This window comes from Novosphingobium sp. PP1Y (genome assembly GCF_000253255.1).
Classification (GTDB): Bacteria; Pseudomonadota; Alphaproteobacteria; order Sphingomonadales; family Sphingomonadaceae; genus Novosphingobium.
Genome location: NC_015583.1, coordinates 628,513 through 645,536, shown reverse-complemented (window position 1 = coordinate 645,536; position 17,024 = coordinate 628,513). Strand labels below are relative to the sequence as shown.

The following is a 17,024-nucleotide window of genomic DNA, read 5'->3' as shown; positions in this document are numbered from 1 at the left end:
AGGAGATGCCGAAGCAATGTCGCCATGCGCCTCGTCGATCGGGGCATCGACGCCATCCGTCAAGCCAATGCGGGTGAGACCACCTCGCCTGCAAAACGCGCCTTTGCGAGGCACTCCTCCCATTCGAGGGCTGGCACGCTATCGGCAACAATGCCGCAACCCACATCCAGGCGTCCTGTATAAGCCTCGCCGGCGGGTGTCACGTCCATCGTCCTGATCGCGACGTTGAACATCGTCCGGTCCTTGCCGAGAACACCGATGACCCCTGTATAGAGACCGCGTGCAAAGGTTTCGACGCGCGCGATAACTTCGCTGGCCCTGATCTTCGGGGCCCCGACGATTGAACCGCAAGGGAAGAGGGCCCTGAGGATGTCGACAGGTCCGACGCCGGCCCTTACGCAGCTGCTCACTGTCGATGTCATCTGCCAAACCGATGGATACCCCTCGATATCGAAAATCGCCGGACAACGCACGCTGCCCGCCTCGCTTACACGCGACATGTCATTGCGCAGCAGGTCGAGGATCATCAGGTTCTCGGCACGATCCTTCCCGCTGCCAAGCAGCTCGTCATGCAATTGACGATCCCGCGTCGGATCGAGATGACGCGGCCGCGTGCCTTTCATGGGCCGGGCCTGCAGGCGACTTCCTTCAAGTCGGAAGAACAGCTCGGGCGAGAAGGACAGCACGTGACGCTCGCTAGTGGCGATCATGGCGCCCAGCGGCGCCTTTGCGCGCGAACGAACGCGGCGATAGTATGCCAGCGGATCGCGCAATATCGTTCGCGTCGGAAATGTCAGGTTGGCCTGATAGATCTCGCCAGATTCAATACTGTCGAGAACGGAGCGAACCCCGGTCTCGAAATCACGCTGCGAGACCAGGGATGTCAGCAGTGTCTCAGATGCGCAAAGACTATCGCTCAGGGATGCACACAGCGGCGACGGGCCGGAAGTCTGCCGGGCGAACACACCGAACCAGAGCAAAGGAGCCGGCCTGCCGCGAGGTTCGACACTGTCGGCGCGGACTGTGAAGCGATCAAAGGCAGGCGCTGCTGCGAAAGAGAGAAATCCAGAGAGCGTCTTGCCCCGGGCAATCAATGCGTCGATCCGCGAAAGCGCCCCTTCGACCTGATCGAGCCGATCGCAGCGCACTTCTTCCTCGAGGCCAGTGAAGATCGTCGCCATGTCCCGGGCCTGATCGTCGAGCAGTACAAAAGGACGGCCTAACGCGTATTCGGTCTGGACAGTGCGCTGAAGTATTGCGGCGGTTCCCGAGCCGATGAACCAGCCTTCGGGACAGTTTCGCCCGCTCAGGTCCACCGCACCACCCGCGTGGAGGCCAATCCGTTGAGGAGGGCCGCCGGCTTCTGAACGCAGACCTCGACCCGTAAGACGAGATCGCTTTCGAGACATCGGTCAGCCAATTTCGCCGCGAACGTCTCGATCAGCGAGATACGCTCGCGGGCCAGATCCTGCGCATGTTCGACTATGCGGTTGTAGTCGATAGTCTCTGTGAGGATGTCTTCGCGCGGAGTGACGATATCGGCGACCACGCCAATGATCAGCGTCTGCTTGCGGCCGATCTCATGCGAGTGCACGCCGATGTCGGCAGCGACGCGCAAGTCGTTGACAGCCACTTGTGAAACGCATTTGAGGGCTCCGATCTCCTCGATGCTTTCAAGATCCACTGGCAGGTTCATTTTCACCCCTTTCTCCGGCAACCTTGGCCCTCAGCCTGGGCGGCTTTGCCGCGCTTCGTCGAGGCTCAATTCGGCCGCCTTCGCCGTATTGGCCAACAGGCAGGCAATCGTCATCGGCCCGACACCGCCGGGAACCGGCGTGACCGCCCGGGCGTGCTGCACTTCGTCGAATGCGACATCGCCCTTGAGCGCGGTCGTGCCATCCGCCTGGGTCACGCGGGTAATACCGACATCGATGATCACCGCCCCTTCCTTGACCCAAAAGCCCCTGACAAGGCCGGGCGCACCGGCGGCCGCGACGATGATGTCCGCCTTGCGCACGATCTCGGACAGGCCCCGCGTTTCGATGTGCGTGACGGTAACGGTCGCCTCTCGCTCCAGCAGCAGCATGGCTACCGGCTTGCCGACAATATTGGACTTGCCGATCACCACCGCGTCGAGCCCGCGATAATCCCTGATCACGGTATCGAGCAGCATCATGATGCCAAGCGGCGTGCAGGGAACGAGACCCCCGGTACCGGTCGAAAGACGCCCGACATTAACCGGATGGAATCCGTCAACATCCTTGGCCGGCGAAATCGCGTCCAGGACGAGACCGGCATCGATATGCGCAGGCAACGGCAACTGCACGAGGATCCCGTGGATGCCGGGATCGGCATTGAGGTCCGCGATCAGGGCGAGCAGTTCAGCTTCACCGGTGGAAGCTGCCAGCCGGTGCTCGATTGAGCGCATGCCCACCTTGCGGCATTCACGAATCTTGCGGCCGACATAGACCTCGCTCGCCGGATCGTTACCGACCAGCACCACGGCCAGTCCCGGCGCCTGGCCAAGCCTGCCCGCCAAGGTTCGGACCGTCTCCGCAGTCTGTTCCGAAACGCGCTGGGCCAGCACCTTTCCGTCGATAAGAGCGCTCACTGACCCCCCGCCGGAATGGTCAGGCGACGGATCATTCGAAGGAGATTGCAAGCGCGCGAAACGCCAGCCCGACAGATCTTCATTGCTTCCTCTCGCCAATCGCGAAGCCGAGGCACAGCGCCTCGGGACAACTCAGTTTTTCCAATATACGAATTTTCACGTCTATGAAATAGAGATCTCAATATTTATCAGCGATGGCTTCATTTCGAGATCACGGGGCCTCAATCCGCTTGTCTTGACGCCGCGACGGGGAATGGCCATCGTTCGCCGCAATCGACGCCAAGCGTCGCAGGGTGGGGCTAGAGACTCGTTGCAAGTGGAAGACAATAACCGGCCGGACGATATGGACCTCGACAATTCGTTTGGTTACCAGCTCAAGATGCTCCAGTTCGACGTCGACGGCCGGGCACGTGAAGCGCTGGCCGAGTTCGACATATCGCCGGCACGCGTTACGGCAATGATCGTAATCAGCAGGAACGCGGGCTGCACGCAGACCGCTCTCGGCGAAGCGCTGTCGATCAACCGGGCCAGTGCGATGAAGCTGGTCAATATCCTCGAGGCACGCGGGTTCGTGACGCGCGCGGCAGCGGCCGACTCCCGAGCGAACGCCCTGTACCTGACCCGATTGGGGGACACCACCTTGCGCAGGATGACCGCTGCCCTTGAAGAAGCGGACCGCGACGTGCTCTCGCCGCTGAGCGATGCGGAGCAGGAAACCTTCCGTCACTATATCCAACGCATCCGCAACGGCCTCGCGAAAGGTCGGAACCAGTCGACCGATCAGTCGGAGTGAGAGGCTTCGGAGGCCAGATCTTCCAACAAACGCTTCATGCCGGTTTCCCCCGCGAAGATCAGCCTGCTTTCGCGTCCCTCTGCCCGGCACGACCCATAACTTCGCGCATTGCGGGAAGCCTTCATCGGACGGTGAGGCAACAGGCCGCCGGACATGCCGGCGGCCTGCGCTCTCCTCACTTCGTTTCGACCATCCGGCGCTCGGAAACGCCAAAGTGGTCGGCAAGGTCTTCACCGCTGAACCCGCTGGTCGACGCCTCGAAATCGAGTGGCAGCATCGCCGCGTCCCATTTGCGGTAGTCGTCCACCAGCTTCGCGTAGATCTGCGGATACCTGTCCTTGAGGTTCGCCCGCTCCTGCGGGTCGTCGACAAGGTTGAACAGGAAGGTCCGGTCGAGGATCTTGAGGTATTTCCAGTCCCCGGAGCGACAGGCTTCCTGCGAGAGGTTAAGGTATCGCCAGCACAAGGTGCGCGGCACCGGCGCCGCACCATCGAGCAGCGTCGCGCTCAGGTCCATGCCGTCCATGGGATAGCGCGGGTCGGGAGATGCCTGGATGAGTGAAAGGAAGGTCGGCATCCAGTCCATCGACATGATGACCTGTTCACTCTCCTGCCCTGCGGCAATGCGGCGCGGCCAGCGCATAACTGCCGGAACGCGCAGGCCACCTTCGAGCAGTTCGGTCTTCAGGCCGTTGTAGGGCCAGGTCTTGGAGTAGCGTTCGCCGCCATTGTCGCTGGTGAAGACGATAATCGTGTCTTCCGCCAGGCCCAACCGATCCAGTCTCTCGAGAATGCGCCCGATCTCCATGTCCATGCGGGTGACCATCTCGGCATAGGTCTTGCGCGACCCGCCATCGGTGTCGAACATCGAAAATGGCTTGTCGCTGGCCGCAAGACGCTGCGATTCCGTCTGGTCGTCGGGACCTTCCCAGGGCCAGTGCGGCGCGGTGAAGTGCAGGCTCATGAAGAACGGCTGCTGCCGGGCAGCATAATCGTCGATAGCCGTCATCGCCCGCTCGGCCAGCAGGTCTGTCATGTAGCCTGGCTGCTCGATCTCGCGGTCGTCCTCCCACAAGTCCGGCACGCCGTTGAAGTCGTGAGAGAAGTAATCGATCCCGCCGCCGCGCAGGCCCCAGAAGTGATCGTATCCACTTTGGAGCGGACCGTATTTGGGGAGCTGGCCAAGGTGCCACTTGCCGATCAGCGTCGTTTCATAGCCCTGGCTGCGCAGTAGCGAGGGCATCGTCGGATGAGATGGCGGCAGCCCCCGAACGCGCCGGCCCAGCGGCTCTTCCAGTCCCACCGGCAGGCGGTTCTGGTACCGGCCGGTAATCAGCGCCGTGCGCGATGCCGAACAGACCGCCGAATTGGCATAGGCCTGTCGAAACAACATGCCCTCTCTCGCGATCCGATCGATCGCCGGCGTGGCGTAATCGGTCCGCCCATAGCAACCGAGATCGGCATAGCCCATGTCGTCGGCAAGAATGAACAGGATGTTCGGAAGCTTGCCACGGCTCCGCTCGGCATTGCGGGCAAAAGCCGTGCCGGCGAGGGCGGACATCCCGGCCGCAGCGGCGCTACCGGTGAGGAGCCTCCGGCGCGAAATCTGGCGAGCGTTCATATGGTCACTCTTCCCTTGTAGCAGCGCGTCCCTTCAGCAGCGCGCGACTGGACCGTTCCGCAGCTCCGGCCCGGAGCTGCGGATGGCGATCTTCACTGACAAATGGTGTCAGAGGCTGGAGGGCGCTCCGTCGAGCAAGATGGTCTTGGTTTCGACGAAGGCGTTCAAACCTTCCGGCCCACCTTCGCGGCCGATACCGGACTGCTTGAAACCGCCGAATGGCAGGCCGAACTCCATCTTCATGCCATTCTGGCCGAAAGCCCCGCTGCGCATGCGCCGGGCGATGCGGTACGCCGCATCCACGTCGTGAGTCAGCACCGAACCGTTGAGGCCGTAATCGCTTTCGTTGGCAATCCGGATCGCGTCTTCCTCGTCGTCTGCCGGGATCAGGCACAAGACCGGCCCGAAGATTTCCTCTTGGGCGATGCGGCTGCGGTTGTCGACGTTGGCGAAGAGGGTCGGCTCCATGAAGAAGCCCTTGTTCATCGACACGGGACGGGTACCTCCCGTCACCAGGTCGGCCGTATCGCGACCCAGTTCGATGTAATGCTCGACGCGGTCGAGCTGGCGCTTCATTGCCAGCGGGCCAAGCTGGGTCTCCGGATCCTCGCTGTGGCCGATGCGGATCTCGCGCATGACCTTGGCGATCGCGTCCGCCAGCTCATCGTGACGGCGGCGCGGGACGATGGCGCGGCTCAACATCGCGCAGACCTGCCCGCTCATGATCGTGATCGTGTTGCCCAGCAGCGCGGCGGCGGCCTCGATCGGGAAGTCGTCGCGGATGATCGCCGCGGATTTGCCGCCCAGTTCCAGCGTGCAGCGCGCCACGCGGCCCGCGCAGACTTCGCCGATCCGCTTGCCCGCCAGCGTCGAGCCGGTAAAGGTCACCTTGTCGACCCCCGGATTGCGCACCAGGTGATCGGACGCCTCGCGACCGGCAGCGACGAGGTTGACGACTCCCGGCGGAAAGCCCGCTGCTTCGGCGGCCTCGGCCATGATGTAAGCTTCGAGCGGCGTTTCCGGAGACGGTTTCATGATCACCGTACAACCGGCCACCAGCGCATAGGCGACTTTCGAGGAGAGAATGCCGTAAGGCGCGTTCCAGGGCGCAATGGCGGCGCAAACGCCGGCCGGTTCGCGCACGATAACGGCCGTGTCGACTTGCTGGCCCTGGCGCTTCTCGACAAACTGGTACTCATCGCCGTAGCCGGCGATAGCCATGAAAGTGGCGGTCGCGCCGCCGGTCATGATGGGAGCGAAGCTGGCAAGCCCCCCCACCTGCGCGGTCCAGGCCGAAGCCAGTTCGGGTTCGCGCTTTTCCAGCTCGGCTCCCATCCTGCGCACGAGAGCGGAACGTTCTGCAGGCGGCATCGAGGACCACGGACCCTGATCGAAGGCCTTGCGCGCAGCCTCCACCGCGCGATCCATGTCCTGTTCGGTCCCCTCGACCACGCGCGCGATCACCGCCTCGCTGTCGGGTGAGACCAGTTCGAGCACACGATCACCGCTAGATTCGACCCATTCGCCGCCAATGTAGAGTTTGTCGGGGTGTGCGATCCGAATGTTTTCAGGGACCATCACTTCGTCCTTTTCCTGTTCATATGCAGCATCGCCCAGGCTGGCCGGACGTTGCCAGTTCGCGCCACCCGAAATCAGGCAGCCTTGTCCTGCTGACGGCTGCGCGCCTGCTCAAGCTTCGCGGCGGGAACCCAGGTGCCGTGGACCTGCGCCCGCATGGGCAGCGGCATCGGAACCCGTGCGACCGGCCCGGCATTGAGGTTGGCGGCGTCGACGACCCAGAGCTCGGATTCGAAGCGGTTCTCATCCACCCGCCGGTCGACAACCATGAGCAGCCAGCCTTCGTGATCGGGCCTTGTCGATTCGACATGGACCGGCTCGTTGATCGCCATTCCCGGTTCAAGCCCCATCATCTCGATCCGGCCATTGCCGGGTTCGATCCGGATCAGCGCGTTGAACGCAACCCCGACCGGCCCGCCAGGCAGCGGGGGACCGCCTTGCGGATTCATCGAGAGGTACCAGGCCGCCCGGTAGGGGCGCCCCTGATCGGCATCGCGCAATCGGGGCATGTCTCCCGGGGGTCCGACAACGCGTTCCTCGTAGCTGTCTGCATCCTTCGAAAGATCGAAGGTCCAGCGCGTGAGGCCGCCGCCGATCTCGCGCTGGTCGCGCATGACCCCTCCTGCCTCACGCATGAAGCCGAAGGCATTGGTATCGGAAAGGCACAAGTCGAGGTGGAGCCGCCCCCCGTCCTCGAAGGCATTGACTAGGTGAAATGCAGAGATGCCCGGCCCACCCTTGAACCAGCGCATTTCCTCTACCTTGCCGTAGCGCGGCATGATCCCGACCCAGCTTTCGAGTTCCTGCTGGTGGGCCCAATGGGCCCCGCCCTGCTTGAGTCGATCGAGGTCGGCAGTCGTCGGAAAGATCGGGAAGATCGCGTAGTTCTGGGTAATCGCAAAGTCGTGAATCGTCGAGCAATAGGGCTGATCGAACCACTGCTCCGAGACGAGATTGCCTTGCGCATCGGCAATGGCGTAGGCGATCTTCGTCGAACACAGGCCATCGGCCTCATACCCGAAGAAGAACATCTCACCTGTTTCGGGGTCGATGCGCGGATGTGCGGTGAATGTGCGAGAGCGAAGGGCGCCGAAATAATCCCAGCGGCCTATCGTCTCCAAGGTATCGGGATCGACTTCGTAGCCGAGGCCATCTTCCTTTGTCATGAACAGTCGCCCGGCATGCCAAACCGGCGTCGTATTGGCGACGGTGCGGTCCTTGCCGGCAACTGCGGGGTCATCGGTAAAGGGATTACGGTACCGCCCGAAGAGAGCGTGGCGCGCTTCGCGCTCGAGCATGTAGCGTTCTGTTTCGACGTAGCGGATCGCGTAGTCGACCTCGCCGCCGCTGATCGTGAACTTCGCCACCATACCGTCTGCGGACAGGGCGATATCGTCGTCATACCTGGGCGGATGCGCGGGATCGGGAACCGCGCGAAAAAACGCGCCTTCGATCTCTGCCGGAATTTCGCCGATCACGTCCAGATTACGGGCGGACCATTCGACCCCGATCGGGGTATTGAGGCCCGTGAAATGGATCGTCGGCGGATAGCTGCGTGGCATGGCCTGGGCTCCTTCTCCGGTGAACACGTTACGCGTCACCAGTGCAGTTTCAAGAAAAAATGTATGACTGGCATACTATTATTTGGTTCCGCACTTGCGGACCCTCATGGAAGATTGCCCCGAAGCCCCTGCAGGGGCCCCGAGCCACCACCTGGAAGCGCGGCACTCACGCCCGTGTGAGGCACGACAGCACATGATCAGCCCCCTTGTCGCCGATCATGATAGCCGTCGCATTCGTATTACCGGCCGGTACCGCTGGCATGACCGAGGCATCTGCGACCCACAGCCCCTCGACCCCGATCACTTTCAGGTCCGGATCGACGACGGCACACGGATCGTCCTTTCGGCCGATCCGGGCGGTTCCACAGGGGTGATACAGCGGCACCGAGGCGAGCTTGACGTATTCGCGCAAGGCCACGGCATCGCGCAGCGTCTCGCCCGGCCGGATCTCACAGCGCACGCTGCTGGCCATCGGCTCGCTTGCGAGGATGGAACGGGCGATGCCGATGCCTTCCACAAGCTGCTCGATATCGTCATCACTGCCAAGCAGGCGATGTGCGATCACGGGATGGTCCATCGGATCGGCGGAGCGAAGCGAAACCCGCCCGCGATGGCAGGGCCGCATCAGACCGATCAAGGTCGAAACGGAAGCATTGCGCCGAAGGGCAAGCCTGCCCTTGTCGTCGAAATCGAAAGCAAAGGCCGAAAAGGCGAGCTGTAGGTTGGGCGCGGGCAAGTCCTCCCGGCTTTTCACGAAAGCCTGGGCGTGGCCGATCGCCGTGGTCAATGCCCCCTTGCGCCCGGCGGCGAAGCGCAGAACCTGCCATGCACCGCGCAGGCCGCGGGCATCGTTGTTGAGTGTGTGACCCGCGACATCGCTGACGATGTGGGTACCGACATGCTCCTGCAGATTAGCGCCAACCCCCGGCAAATCGCGATTGACGGCGATGCCCGTGGCCCCGAGATGCTCTGCCGGGCCGAGCCCCGAATGCATCAGCAGCCGCGGCGTGCCGATGGCACCGGCGGCCACGACGACCCCGTACCGGGCACGAAGTTCGCGTTCCTGCCCGGCCTGACGATAGATGACCGCAGCCGCGCGGCCGTTTTCAAAGCATATCCGAAGCACCTGGGCATCGAGAACCATGTGCGGCGCCTGTCCGGCCGGCAGATTCTCCAGATAGCCGCGCGCAGACGAACACCGCGTGCCGCGCCGCTGCGAAACCTGGACGTAATCGACGCCTTCCGTCCGCTCACCGTTCAGGTCTTCGCTGCGCTCTATCCCGGCATTGGCGGCGGCTTTGATCCAGTCCTTGACGATGGGGTAGGTCGCGCGGCCTTCCGAGACGGAGATCGGCCCACCAGTTCCGCGCCATTCATCGGCACCGCGTTCGTTGTCTTCGATGCGGCGGAAATACGGAAGGACCGAATCGTAATCCCAACCCAGCGCGCCGAGCCGGGCCCAATTGTCATAGTCCCAGCGATGACCGCGAATGAACATCATGCCGTTGAGCGCACTGCCGCCGCCCAGCATCCGGCCAGCCGGCCAGATATCTGCGCGGCCACCCAGCGAGGGATCGGGCTCGGCGCCGTAACACCAATCGTATTGCGGGTTCTGGACCAGGGAGCTCGTCAACGCGGGAATACGCGAGCGCACATGGCGATCGGAGCATCCCGCCTCGATCACTGCGACCCGCAGTCCCGCCTCGCAAAGCCGACCGGCCATGGCCGACCCCGCCGAACCGCCACCCACCACGATGATATCCGGAATTCCGGCATTCATGATCGAGCCTCACCCTCCCGCAATATTGTATCGCACGTTATCGTTATGTCTGCCCGAAGTCGGATCGCTGCGCAAGGTATAGCTGCGAAATATTAGCCAAAAGCGCGGCGGAACGCGGGCCGAGAGCGCCGGATCTGGCTCGCACAATATGGAGTTTTTGTTATTGTATCTATAGCAAACTTAATGAGCCAATAGTATCCGCGCCGGGTGAGCCATTCCCACGGAGAGATTTGTGATGACTGATACGGCCTCCCGAGCCCCGCTTAAGCCCGATGCGCAAGTTACCAGGGGCAAAACCCCGCCCATGATCGCCGTCGATCACGAAGCGATGCTGCTTAGCGAAGACCCGAATATGAAGCGCCTCGACGACTGAACCCGAAGGCAATGCCGGACATGAAGAAGGGTGACCGCGCGGCGCCCCTTTTCTTTACTTTGCCGGGATCAGATCGGCTATGTCGAGGTGCTCGATTGCGGCTGCGTCAATCCAGTGGGTTCGGCCAACAATCCGGCTGACGGCGGCATCGCATCCAGCCGCCCCCCCCCCCCGCGTGTCGATGTGCCGTGCCAATCGGGCCTCTACGCCGCAGCGCGCAACGAGAACACCAACTACGTCCCGGCCCACACCCTGGTGAACGGTCGCCTGACCTGGCGTAACCCGGGCAGCGAGCTCGATGTCTCGCTGCAGGTCACCAACCTTATGGACAAGTACTAACTGCTGACCGTGTTCGACCAGACCTCCGGACAGGGGTCTGTTGCAGGACAGCCAGGTCGCCCGCGCGAATGGGCCTCGAACGTGACCAAATGCTTCTAAGTCCCTCGCCGGCTCCTCGAAAGCGGGGCCGAGACAATGGGAGAACTGCCGGCGGGACCTCTAGGGGTGTTCCGGCGGCCGACCCGTAACTGCGCTGAACGCTCGGGGTGGGATGAACCGACCGGGTGCTGGAGACATCGTCGGCGCCGGACTGCCAACAGAGTGCTGGCAAGCGGGCAAACGAGTTATATCCGTGCCCTTCAGGGCGAATTGCGGTCTGCGGCAATTATGCGTGAATTGCTGTGGATGCACACGCGCGAATCGAAACCCCTCGCGCCGACCCGCACCGCGCTGCGACGGTAACCATGCAATACCGCAAGGATATCGACGGACTTCGCGCGATAGCGGTAGGCGGCGTCGTCCTCTACCACGCCTTTCCGGGCTTCCTTCCCGGCGGCTACGTTGGCGTCGATGTCTTTTTCGTGATCTCCGGGTTCCTGATCACGTCGATCATCGCCTCTGAAGCGCAGGCCGGAACGTTCTCCATCGGTGGCTTCTACGAACGCCGCTTCCGCCGCATCCTGCCCGCGCTCGCCTTCATGCTGGCGCTGACCACCCTGGCGTCCACCCTGATTCTGCCGCCGGGCGAACTGGAGCAGTACGGCCAAAGTCTCGTCGCCGTTGCACTGTTCGGCTCCAATGTACTGTTCTGGCATGAGGGCGGCTATTTCGACGGCCCGGCAGGCGACAAGCCGCTTTTGCATACCTGGTCTCTGGCGGTTGAAGAGCAGTTCTACATCGCCTGGCCCCTCATCGCGGCCGGGCTCATCATGCTGGGCCACCGGCGCCTGCTGCGCCACTTCATCTGGTTTGCCATCCTCGTGTCGCTGGGAGCGGCCGAATTCGTCGTGCGACACTGGCCCTCGCAGGCCTTCTACCTGATCCCGTACCGCGCGTGGGAACTGGGCTTCGGCGCCCTTCTCGCGGTTGGCGCGGTACCCGCGCTCCGCCGTCGCTGGCAGCGCGAGATGGCGGGCTGGACCGGCCTTACGCTCATCAGTCTGCCAATGCTGCTCTACAACGAGGAAACGCGCTTCCCAGGGCTTTCGGCTGTTCTCCCATGCCTGGGCACATTACTGCTCATCCATGCTGGACAGGGCACCGAAACCACGGCAGGCAGGGCCCTGTCACGACCTGCCGCGGTATATATCGGACTGATATCCTACAGTTTCTACTTGTGGCACTGGCCGGTTCTGGTCCTGTCGCACATTGCCTTGAACCGGCCTCTCCAGGTACCGGAGGCAGGCCTTGCAGTGATGGCCGCCTTCGCGCTCGCAGCCATTTCGCTGCGCTTCGTGGAAAGACCGTTCCGAGGTCGCGGCACGCTGCTGCCGGGCCGCCGCCTTGCCCTTGCCGCCAGCGCCCTCATCCTTTCACTCTTCGCCGCCGCCGGTCTTGGCGCCTGGCGCACCAACGGGCTGGCTGCTTTCGCTTCCCCGGCGGTGACGGCCGCCATGGAAGCAACGGCCAGTATCAATCCCTACCGGTCACGATGTCACAGCGATGGGCACAATGCAGTCCTGTCCGCCGCGAACGACTGCACTGCGGGCCGCGGACCGGAAGCGAGTGGCTATCAGGTCCTACTCTGGGGAGATTCCCACAGTGACCACCTCATGCCCGGCCTCGCCAGACTGGCGGAGCAAAAGGGCTTTCGCGTGCGCCAGTCGACCGTCTCTGGCTGCTCCCCGCTGGTCATGCTCTCCAATGAGGTGGACCCCTTGCTCCCCACCTGCGCCGAACTTCATCGCGAAACCTTGCGTGAGGCTGCGCGCCAACCCGATTTGCGCGCCGTGATCCTCAGCGCACGCTGGTCGACGACGGTGCAGAGCCTTGCCCGCACGACCCTGCCTGACGGCAGCATGGTGCGAAGCGATCGCGTTGCGAGCGATGCCCTGCGCACGGAGTTGACTGCACTCGTGACGCAGATCCGTAAAACCCTTGGCGATGGGCCGGAGATCATTCTGATCGGCTCCACACCCGAATTCGGCTTCTGGCCTGCCAACTGCTTCGCTCGGGCAGTCAAGCTCGGAAGCGATGCAAGCCGCTGCCGCAAGGCCAGTGCCGAAGACGGGCACTGGGGGCCATTGGCGGACTCGATCCTTGCCCGCATCAAGGCGCAGCGGCTTACAGTCGTCCTGCCGCGCGCAACATTGTGCGCGAGGCACCAGCAGTGCTTGACGGCAATCGGTGATTCAATCCTGTTTCGCGACGATGACCACCTCAGCAACGAGGGGTCTCAATTCATAGCTGAGCAGATAGACCCGCAGCTTACGCAAGCGCTGCAATAGTCGGCAGAAAAGGCGCCCCGTTCAGGCTGCCGTTGGCGCCTGACTTATCCACCCGTTTACAGTTGCGTAAGTGGGTGCCCGGGCGCTTGGCACACACGAGCACGCCGGGCAGCGGCTGGGTCATTTTCGCACCAGTCGGGCGCATTGTGGGTCTTGCCGGCCCATGCCGCGTCATAGCCATTGTCATGCAGGACCGGAGCTGGCGGGAATGACCGAGATACAGCCCGGGTCGTCGACCGAAACGTTACTGACCGAGCCGGAACCGACTCCGCGATATGCCTGGTGTGCCGGGTGCTGGCTTGATCCGGCGCCTTCAGGCCGGGTCGTAGCGATCTCTAACGGTCGTGATCGTCTTGACACGACCGGCAAGCTATGCGCTAGGCTGGCATTCGGCGAGCAATCACGCAGCGGAGCGGCCATGACGCAAGACATTTCCGACAGGAGCCCGGATGACGGGACGGGATCCCATGCGGATACCTTGCACCGTCTGCTCAAGCTCTCGAACAAGCTCCTCGCGCCATTCTCGACGCATCTCGAACGGCAGTACAAGATCAGCATCAATGAGTTTCGGCTGCTCATGCTGATCGGTCGCTATCCCGGCTGCGCCAGCCACGAACTGGTGGACATGACCGGGGTAAGCGCAATGAGCGTTTCCCGCGCCGTCTTCGCGCTGGAGCGCAACGACCGCGTCCGCGTGGAGCGCGATCCGCAGAACAAGCGACGCAAGCGCCTGAACCTGACCGAAGAGGGGGAAAGGCTGTTCCGGATAATGGAACCGCAGACCGGACAGGTGGCGGACTATCTCATGTCCAAACTGCTGCCGCATGAAGTCGCTATGTTCGATCACATCCTCAGGATCCTGATCGACACGCTGGAGGCGACCGATGAGGAAGGCAATTCATTGTTCCTCGAACGCACCCGCCCGCAGAACGACCCCGAATAGGCGCCCTCGCCCCTGTCTGGACCGGCGCGATGCGGCCATTCTGCCTGGCTCCTGGGAAGGCGAGCCATGCTGGTTGGACTTCCTGCCCTGCCAGCACATGCCTGCGGTCTAGACCATCGGCATGACCCAGCCGTCACGGTGGTTGAGCATGGCATCCAGCAATTCGAGGGCGCGCTGGAGTCTTTCACGGTCCAGACTGCCTCCGATTGACAGCCTGATCGAACGATTGCCGCCTTCGCTCCCGGCGCAAAAGCTCCGGCTCGACACGACCGACACGCCGAGCGGCTGCATCGCAGCCACTAGGTCGAAGGCATTCGCATCGGAGGCAAGGGGAACCCAAAGATGGTACCCTTCAGGAGCGGCCCGGTAGCTACCTGCCCCCAATATCCCCGCGACAAGTTTCTGCCGCGCCGCGCATTCGCTGCGCACTTCGCCGACCAGTTCGGCCCAGGTCCCGTCGAGCAACCAGCGCGTGCTGACCGCCAGGTTCAATGGCGGGGCCATGATAGTGGTTTCATGCAGGTCGGTGGAAAGACGCAGAACATCACGGACATGTGGCGCGCGCAAGTAAGCTATGCGCAGGGCCGGCGAAATCATCTTTGACAGACTGGCGACGTGCCAGGTCCGTTCCGGCGCAAGGCTTGCGACTGGGGAAATCTCCGCAGATGCAAGACAGCTGTAGGGGTCGTCCTCGATGATTGCGACGCCGTGCCGCTGAGCGATAGCGGCGATTGCCTTGCGTCGCTCCAGTGGAAGCGTCGCCGTGGTCGGATTTTCGTTCGTGGGGACAAGATAGATCGCGCGGATCGTATCTTCGGCGCAGGCGCGCGCAAAGGAATCAGGATCAATGCCATCTGCATCGGCTATGAGCGGAACGATGCGGATGTCGCGCCGCATACAGACAGACAACCAGCCCGGGTAGACATACGAAGCAGTGCACACGGCATCGCCCGGAGAGAAAAGTGAATTGGCAATGGCGTGGAGCGCCGATTGTGCGCCACTCGTGACCAGGACATTGTCCTCGGTTGCCGGGATTGCGCGCTGTGCGAGCCAGGCTGCACCAGCCTGGCGATCGGGTGGCGCCCCGCCTGCAGGCTGGTACTGCATGCGGTTGGCGGCGCTTGGACCTCGCAGGACCTCCTCGATCGCAACCGTGTAACGGTCAGCGAAGGTGCTATTCGCCGGAATAGGAGGCAAATTCATCCCGGTATCGAATGCCTCGTCCCGTGCTTGCGGCGCAGAACCTGATCCAGCTTGTCTTGCCAGGACAAAGCTTCCCCGGCGTCCTTCTGCCGCAATGAAGCCTTGGCGCCGTGCTTCGGAATAAGCACGCGTTATCGTGCCCAGATCCACGTTCAAGGCGTCGGCAAGCTCGCGCTGGGGAGGGAGGCGATCTCCCGGTGCGAGCCGCCCTGTCTCTATGTCGCGGGCAAGGGCTGCACTGATGGCCAGATAAAGAGGGCCAACATCGCCTGAGATTGCGGGCAACCACTTTTGCGACGCCTTTTGCGCTGATATTGTATGCATACAAAACCCATATAATCGGTTAATACGAGTCGCGAAACGGGAAACTGAAAGTTCGAGTTCGCATCATGGAAACCGACAGCACCGATAACAACGCCGCCAATCGCCGGGAAGCCGTGCGCCAGGACAAGGCCCGCTGGATATTCCGCTGCGGGATGAAGGGCCTTTGCCCGCGCTGCGGCGATCCCAGCATGTTTCACAAGTGGCTGAAACTGAACGACCATTGCCCCAATTGCGGGCTGGACTACAGTTTTGCAGCGCCCGATGACGGACCGGCCTTCTTCTCACTTTGCATCGTCGCCTTTCCGCTCACGTTTTTTGCAGTCTGGCTGCAGGTTGCCTACTCACCCCCGTTCTGGGTGCATCTTCTGACCTCTTTCCCCCTGCTCGCAATCGGATGCGTGTGGCCCCTACAATACATCAAGGGATGGCTTGTCGCTTCACAGTTCGTCAACAAGGCGCAGGAGGCCGGCACCGAAACGCTATGGGCGCAGCTCAATGCGCGCGCGGCAAGGGCTCGCGAGAATGGCGATGACTAATCTCATCAAGCGCGCACGCGGCGTCGCAGCAGGATACTTCGACGAATTGAAACGTCATGACCTGTCTCGGGTTGTGCTCGATGGCAGCGGCGACGACCTGCCTGAAGTCCAGATGGTAGCAAACCTGCTCTCAGGAGAGGCCGAGCGACTACTTCGCTACGAAACCGCCCTGAAGCAATATGCCGACCCGGAGTTCTGGGATGACGCAATGCCCGGAGGAGCACTGGCCATGCACGATAGCGGCGAAATGGCACGAAACGTCCTTGCCGGCCGCACTGCATTTTTCCATCGGGACTAGATCGACAAATGACTGGCCCGGTAACTTGACGCCTTGATCGGACCGGTCATAGCCCGGCCATATCGACTTTCAATATCTTGCAAGTCTGCCCGACAAACGCCTGAGCGCAATCCATTCGGGCCCGGGAAAGTATTTTCGCAACGTCCTTCCCTTGAATTTGAACTTGCGAGCATCCGCCATTGGCGAAGCGGATTTTGATAGCAAAAGCCGCTTCGCCCTCATGCGCTGCAGTCAGGCGGACTGCTTCAAGCCGGCCCGTCACGACACGATCTTTCGAATTCGCACTCGTCAGGCTTCCACGCGTGGCGGCTCGCTGAACACGATATCCGGCGAAGTGATCGAGGCGCCTCCCGGACGGAGAATCGGAAAAAGGTTCCAGCTCTGCAATTGCTGGGCAGCCTCCTGAATCGGGACGTCCGGCAGGACCTGAGCCGCGATGGCTTCGCAGTCGTCGCCGTACCGCGTTTGGATGAAGGCGCGTGCGAGCTGAACACGTGATTCGGATTTCAGCATGTCAAATTCCTTCAGGCGACCATTTGCAGCCCTTGTATTGTCCGAAATTAAGCCGTACAGACGCAAATCGTACGAAAATGAATCGTACAAAAATTGCGCTGGACTGGAGGGGCAGAGGATGAGCAAAGGGCGCTTCAAGATTTGCAGATTCGGCTCCCTTGCC

Annotated in this window: 16 protein-coding genes and 1 pseudogene; 7 read left to right on the top strand and 10 right to left on the bottom strand. The window is 62.3% G+C overall.

From position 1 onward, the window contains the following. Positions 1-59: 59 nt before the first annotated feature. From PP1Y_RS03860 to PP1Y_RS03850, 3 genes are read right to left on the bottom strand one after another with little or no spacing between them, the layout of a single operon-like run. Positions 60-1,316, bottom strand: a complete 1,257-nt coding sequence (locus tag PP1Y_RS03860) for a chorismate-binding protein (protein ID WP_232512237.1) — start codon at positions 1,314-1,316, stop codon at positions 60-62. Further along, positions 1,307-1,696: a dihydroneopterin aldolase gene (locus tag PP1Y_RS03855; protein WP_013836777.1), complete on the bottom strand. Its 390-nt coding sequence runs from the start codon at positions 1,694-1,696 to the stop codon at positions 1,307-1,309. Before PP1Y_RS03855 ends, PP1Y_RS03860 begins: the two co-directional genes overlap by 10 nt. Positions 1,697-1,726: 30 nt before the next feature. Then, complete coding sequence (locus PP1Y_RS03850; RefSeq protein ID WP_041558346.1) at positions 1,727-2,611, bottom strand: bifunctional 5,10-methylenetetrahydrofolate dehydrogenase/5,10-methenyltetrahydrofolate cyclohydrolase; 885 nt, start codon at positions 2,609-2,611, stop codon at positions 1,727-1,729. Positions 2,612-2,927: 316 nt separating this feature from the next. Here PP1Y_RS03850 and PP1Y_RS03845 point away from each other — a divergent pair, with 316 nt between their 5' ends. Continuing rightward, a complete protein-coding gene (locus PP1Y_RS03845; RefSeq protein ID WP_232512235.1) occupies positions 2,928-3,404 on the top strand; it encodes a MarR family winged helix-turn-helix transcriptional regulator in 477 nt (158 codons plus the stop codon). A 175-nt stretch (positions 3,405-3,579) separates the two neighbouring features. On the opposite strand, the gene PP1Y_RS03840 is transcribed toward PP1Y_RS03845, so the two are convergent. The 4 genes from PP1Y_RS03840 to PP1Y_RS03825 form a co-directional block, all read right to left on the bottom strand. Next, positions 3,580-5,025 carry a sulfatase gene (locus PP1Y_RS03840; RefSeq protein WP_041558344.1) on the bottom strand — a complete coding sequence of 482 codons (1,446 nt, stop codon included), beginning with the start codon at positions 5,023-5,025 and terminating at the stop codon, positions 3,580-3,582. A gap of 108 nt (positions 5,026-5,133) precedes the next feature. Next, the gene (locus tag PP1Y_RS03835; RefSeq protein WP_013836773.1) at positions 5,134-6,603 is read right to left on the bottom strand and encodes an aldehyde dehydrogenase; all 1,470 of its coding nucleotides are present in this window, start codon (positions 6,601-6,603) and stop codon (positions 5,134-5,136) included. Between the two features lie 74 nt (positions 6,604-6,677). After that, entirely contained in the window at positions 6,678-8,165 is a 1,488-nt protein-coding gene (locus PP1Y_RS03830; RefSeq protein ID WP_013836772.1) for a carotenoid oxygenase family protein, read from the bottom strand. Between the two features lie 166 nt (positions 8,166-8,331). Next, positions 8,332-9,945, bottom strand: a complete 1,614-nt coding sequence (locus PP1Y_RS03825) for a GMC family oxidoreductase (protein ID WP_013836771.1) — start codon at positions 9,943-9,945, stop codon at positions 8,332-8,334. Positions 9,946-10,180: 235 nt separating this feature from the next. Here PP1Y_RS03825 and PP1Y_RS25950 point away from each other — a divergent pair, with 235 nt between their 5' ends. From PP1Y_RS25950 to PP1Y_RS03810, 4 genes are all read left to right on the top strand, one after another. Beyond that, a complete protein-coding gene (locus PP1Y_RS25950) occupies positions 10,181-10,318 on the top strand; it encodes a hypothetical protein (RefSeq protein ID WP_158511829.1) in 138 nt (45 codons plus the stop codon). Positions 10,319-10,348: 30 nt separating this feature from the next. Beyond that, positions 10,349-10,657 (top strand): hypothetical protein, encoded by a 309-nt coding sequence (locus PP1Y_RS03820; RefSeq protein ID WP_013836770.1) that lies wholly within the window; start codon positions 10,349-10,351, stop codon positions 10,655-10,657. Positions 10,658-11,061: 404 nt separating this feature from the next. Next, positions 11,062-13,044: an acyltransferase family protein gene (locus PP1Y_RS03815; protein WP_013836769.1), complete on the top strand. Its 1,983-nt coding sequence runs from the start codon at positions 11,062-11,064 to the stop codon at positions 13,042-13,044. A 418-nt stretch (positions 13,045-13,462) separates the two neighbouring features. Next, positions 13,463-13,987: a MarR family winged helix-turn-helix transcriptional regulator gene (locus tag PP1Y_RS03810; protein ID WP_013836768.1), complete on the top strand. Its 525-nt coding sequence runs from the start codon at positions 13,463-13,465 to the stop codon at positions 13,985-13,987. A gap of 108 nt (positions 13,988-14,095) precedes the next feature. On the opposite strand, the gene PP1Y_RS03805 is transcribed toward PP1Y_RS03810, so the two are convergent. Both PP1Y_RS03805 and PP1Y_RS26295 read right to left on the bottom strand, forming a co-directional pair. Continuing rightward, positions 14,096-15,190 (bottom strand): PLP-dependent aminotransferase family protein, encoded by a 1,095-nt coding sequence (locus PP1Y_RS03805; RefSeq protein WP_232512365.1) that lies wholly within the window; start codon positions 15,188-15,190, stop codon positions 14,096-14,098. Positions 15,191-15,313: 123 nt separating this feature from the next. Then, positions 15,314-15,514: pseudogene (locus PP1Y_RS26295) on the bottom strand (GntR family transcriptional regulator); the annotation flags it as partial. Positions 15,515-15,579: 65 nt separating this feature from the next. Between PP1Y_RS26295 and PP1Y_RS03800 the strand changes: the two are divergent. After that, entirely contained in the window at positions 15,580-16,050 is a 471-nt protein-coding gene (locus PP1Y_RS03800; protein WP_013836766.1) for a DUF983 domain-containing protein, read from the top strand. Then, entirely contained in the window at positions 16,043-16,348 is a 306-nt protein-coding gene (locus PP1Y_RS03795; RefSeq protein WP_041558544.1) for a hypothetical protein, read from the top strand. The genes PP1Y_RS03800 and PP1Y_RS03795 overlap by 8 nt, the downstream gene beginning before the upstream one ends. Before the next feature lie 288 nt (positions 16,349-16,636). On the opposite strand, the gene PP1Y_RS26290 is transcribed toward PP1Y_RS03795, so the two are convergent. After that, positions 16,637-16,999 carry a hypothetical protein gene (locus PP1Y_RS26290; RefSeq protein ID WP_232512233.1) on the bottom strand — a complete coding sequence of 121 codons (363 nt, stop codon included), beginning with the start codon at positions 16,997-16,999 and terminating at the stop codon, positions 16,637-16,639. Between the last annotated feature and the right edge of the window lie 25 nt (positions 17,000-17,024).

Bases quoted from the DNA above. Each gene is read 5' to 3' on its own strand.
- PP1Y_RS03855 (WP_013836777.1), bottom strand. From the start codon at position 1,696: ATGAACCTGCCAGTGGATCTTGAAAGCATCGAGGAGATCGGAGCCCTC.
- PP1Y_RS03840 (WP_041558344.1), bottom strand. From the start codon at position 5,025: ATGAACGCTCGCCAGATTTCGCGCCGGAGGCTCCTCACCGGTAGCGCC.
- PP1Y_RS03835 (WP_013836773.1), bottom strand. From the start codon at position 6,603: ATGGTCCCTGAAAACATTCGGATCGCACACCCCGACAAACTCTACATT.
- PP1Y_RS03830 (WP_013836772.1), bottom strand. From the start codon at position 8,165: ATGCCACGCAGCTATCCGCCGACGATCCATTTCACGGGCCTCAATACC.
- PP1Y_RS03825 (WP_013836771.1), bottom strand. From the start codon at position 9,945: ATGAATGCCGGAATTCCGGATATCATCGTGGTGGGTGGCGGTTCGGCG.
- PP1Y_RS25950 (WP_158511829.1), top strand. From the start codon at position 10,181: ATGACTGATACGGCCTCCCGAGCCCCGCTTAAGCCCGATGCGCAAGTT.
- PP1Y_RS03815 (WP_013836769.1), top strand. From the start codon at position 11,062: ATGCAATACCGCAAGGATATCGACGGACTTCGCGCGATAGCGGTAGGC.
- PP1Y_RS03810 (WP_013836768.1), top strand. From the start codon at position 13,463: ATGACGCAAGACATTTCCGACAGGAGCCCGGATGACGGGACGGGATCC.
- PP1Y_RS03805 (WP_232512365.1), bottom strand. From the start codon at position 15,190: ATGAATTTGCCTCCTATTCCGGCGAATAGCACCTTCGCTGACCGTTAC.
- PP1Y_RS03800 (WP_013836766.1), top strand. From the start codon at position 15,580: ATGGAAACCGACAGCACCGATAACAACGCCGCCAATCGCCGGGAAGCC.
- PP1Y_RS03795 (WP_041558544.1), top strand. From the start codon at position 16,043: ATGACTAATCTCATCAAGCGCGCACGCGGCGTCGCAGCAGGATACTTC.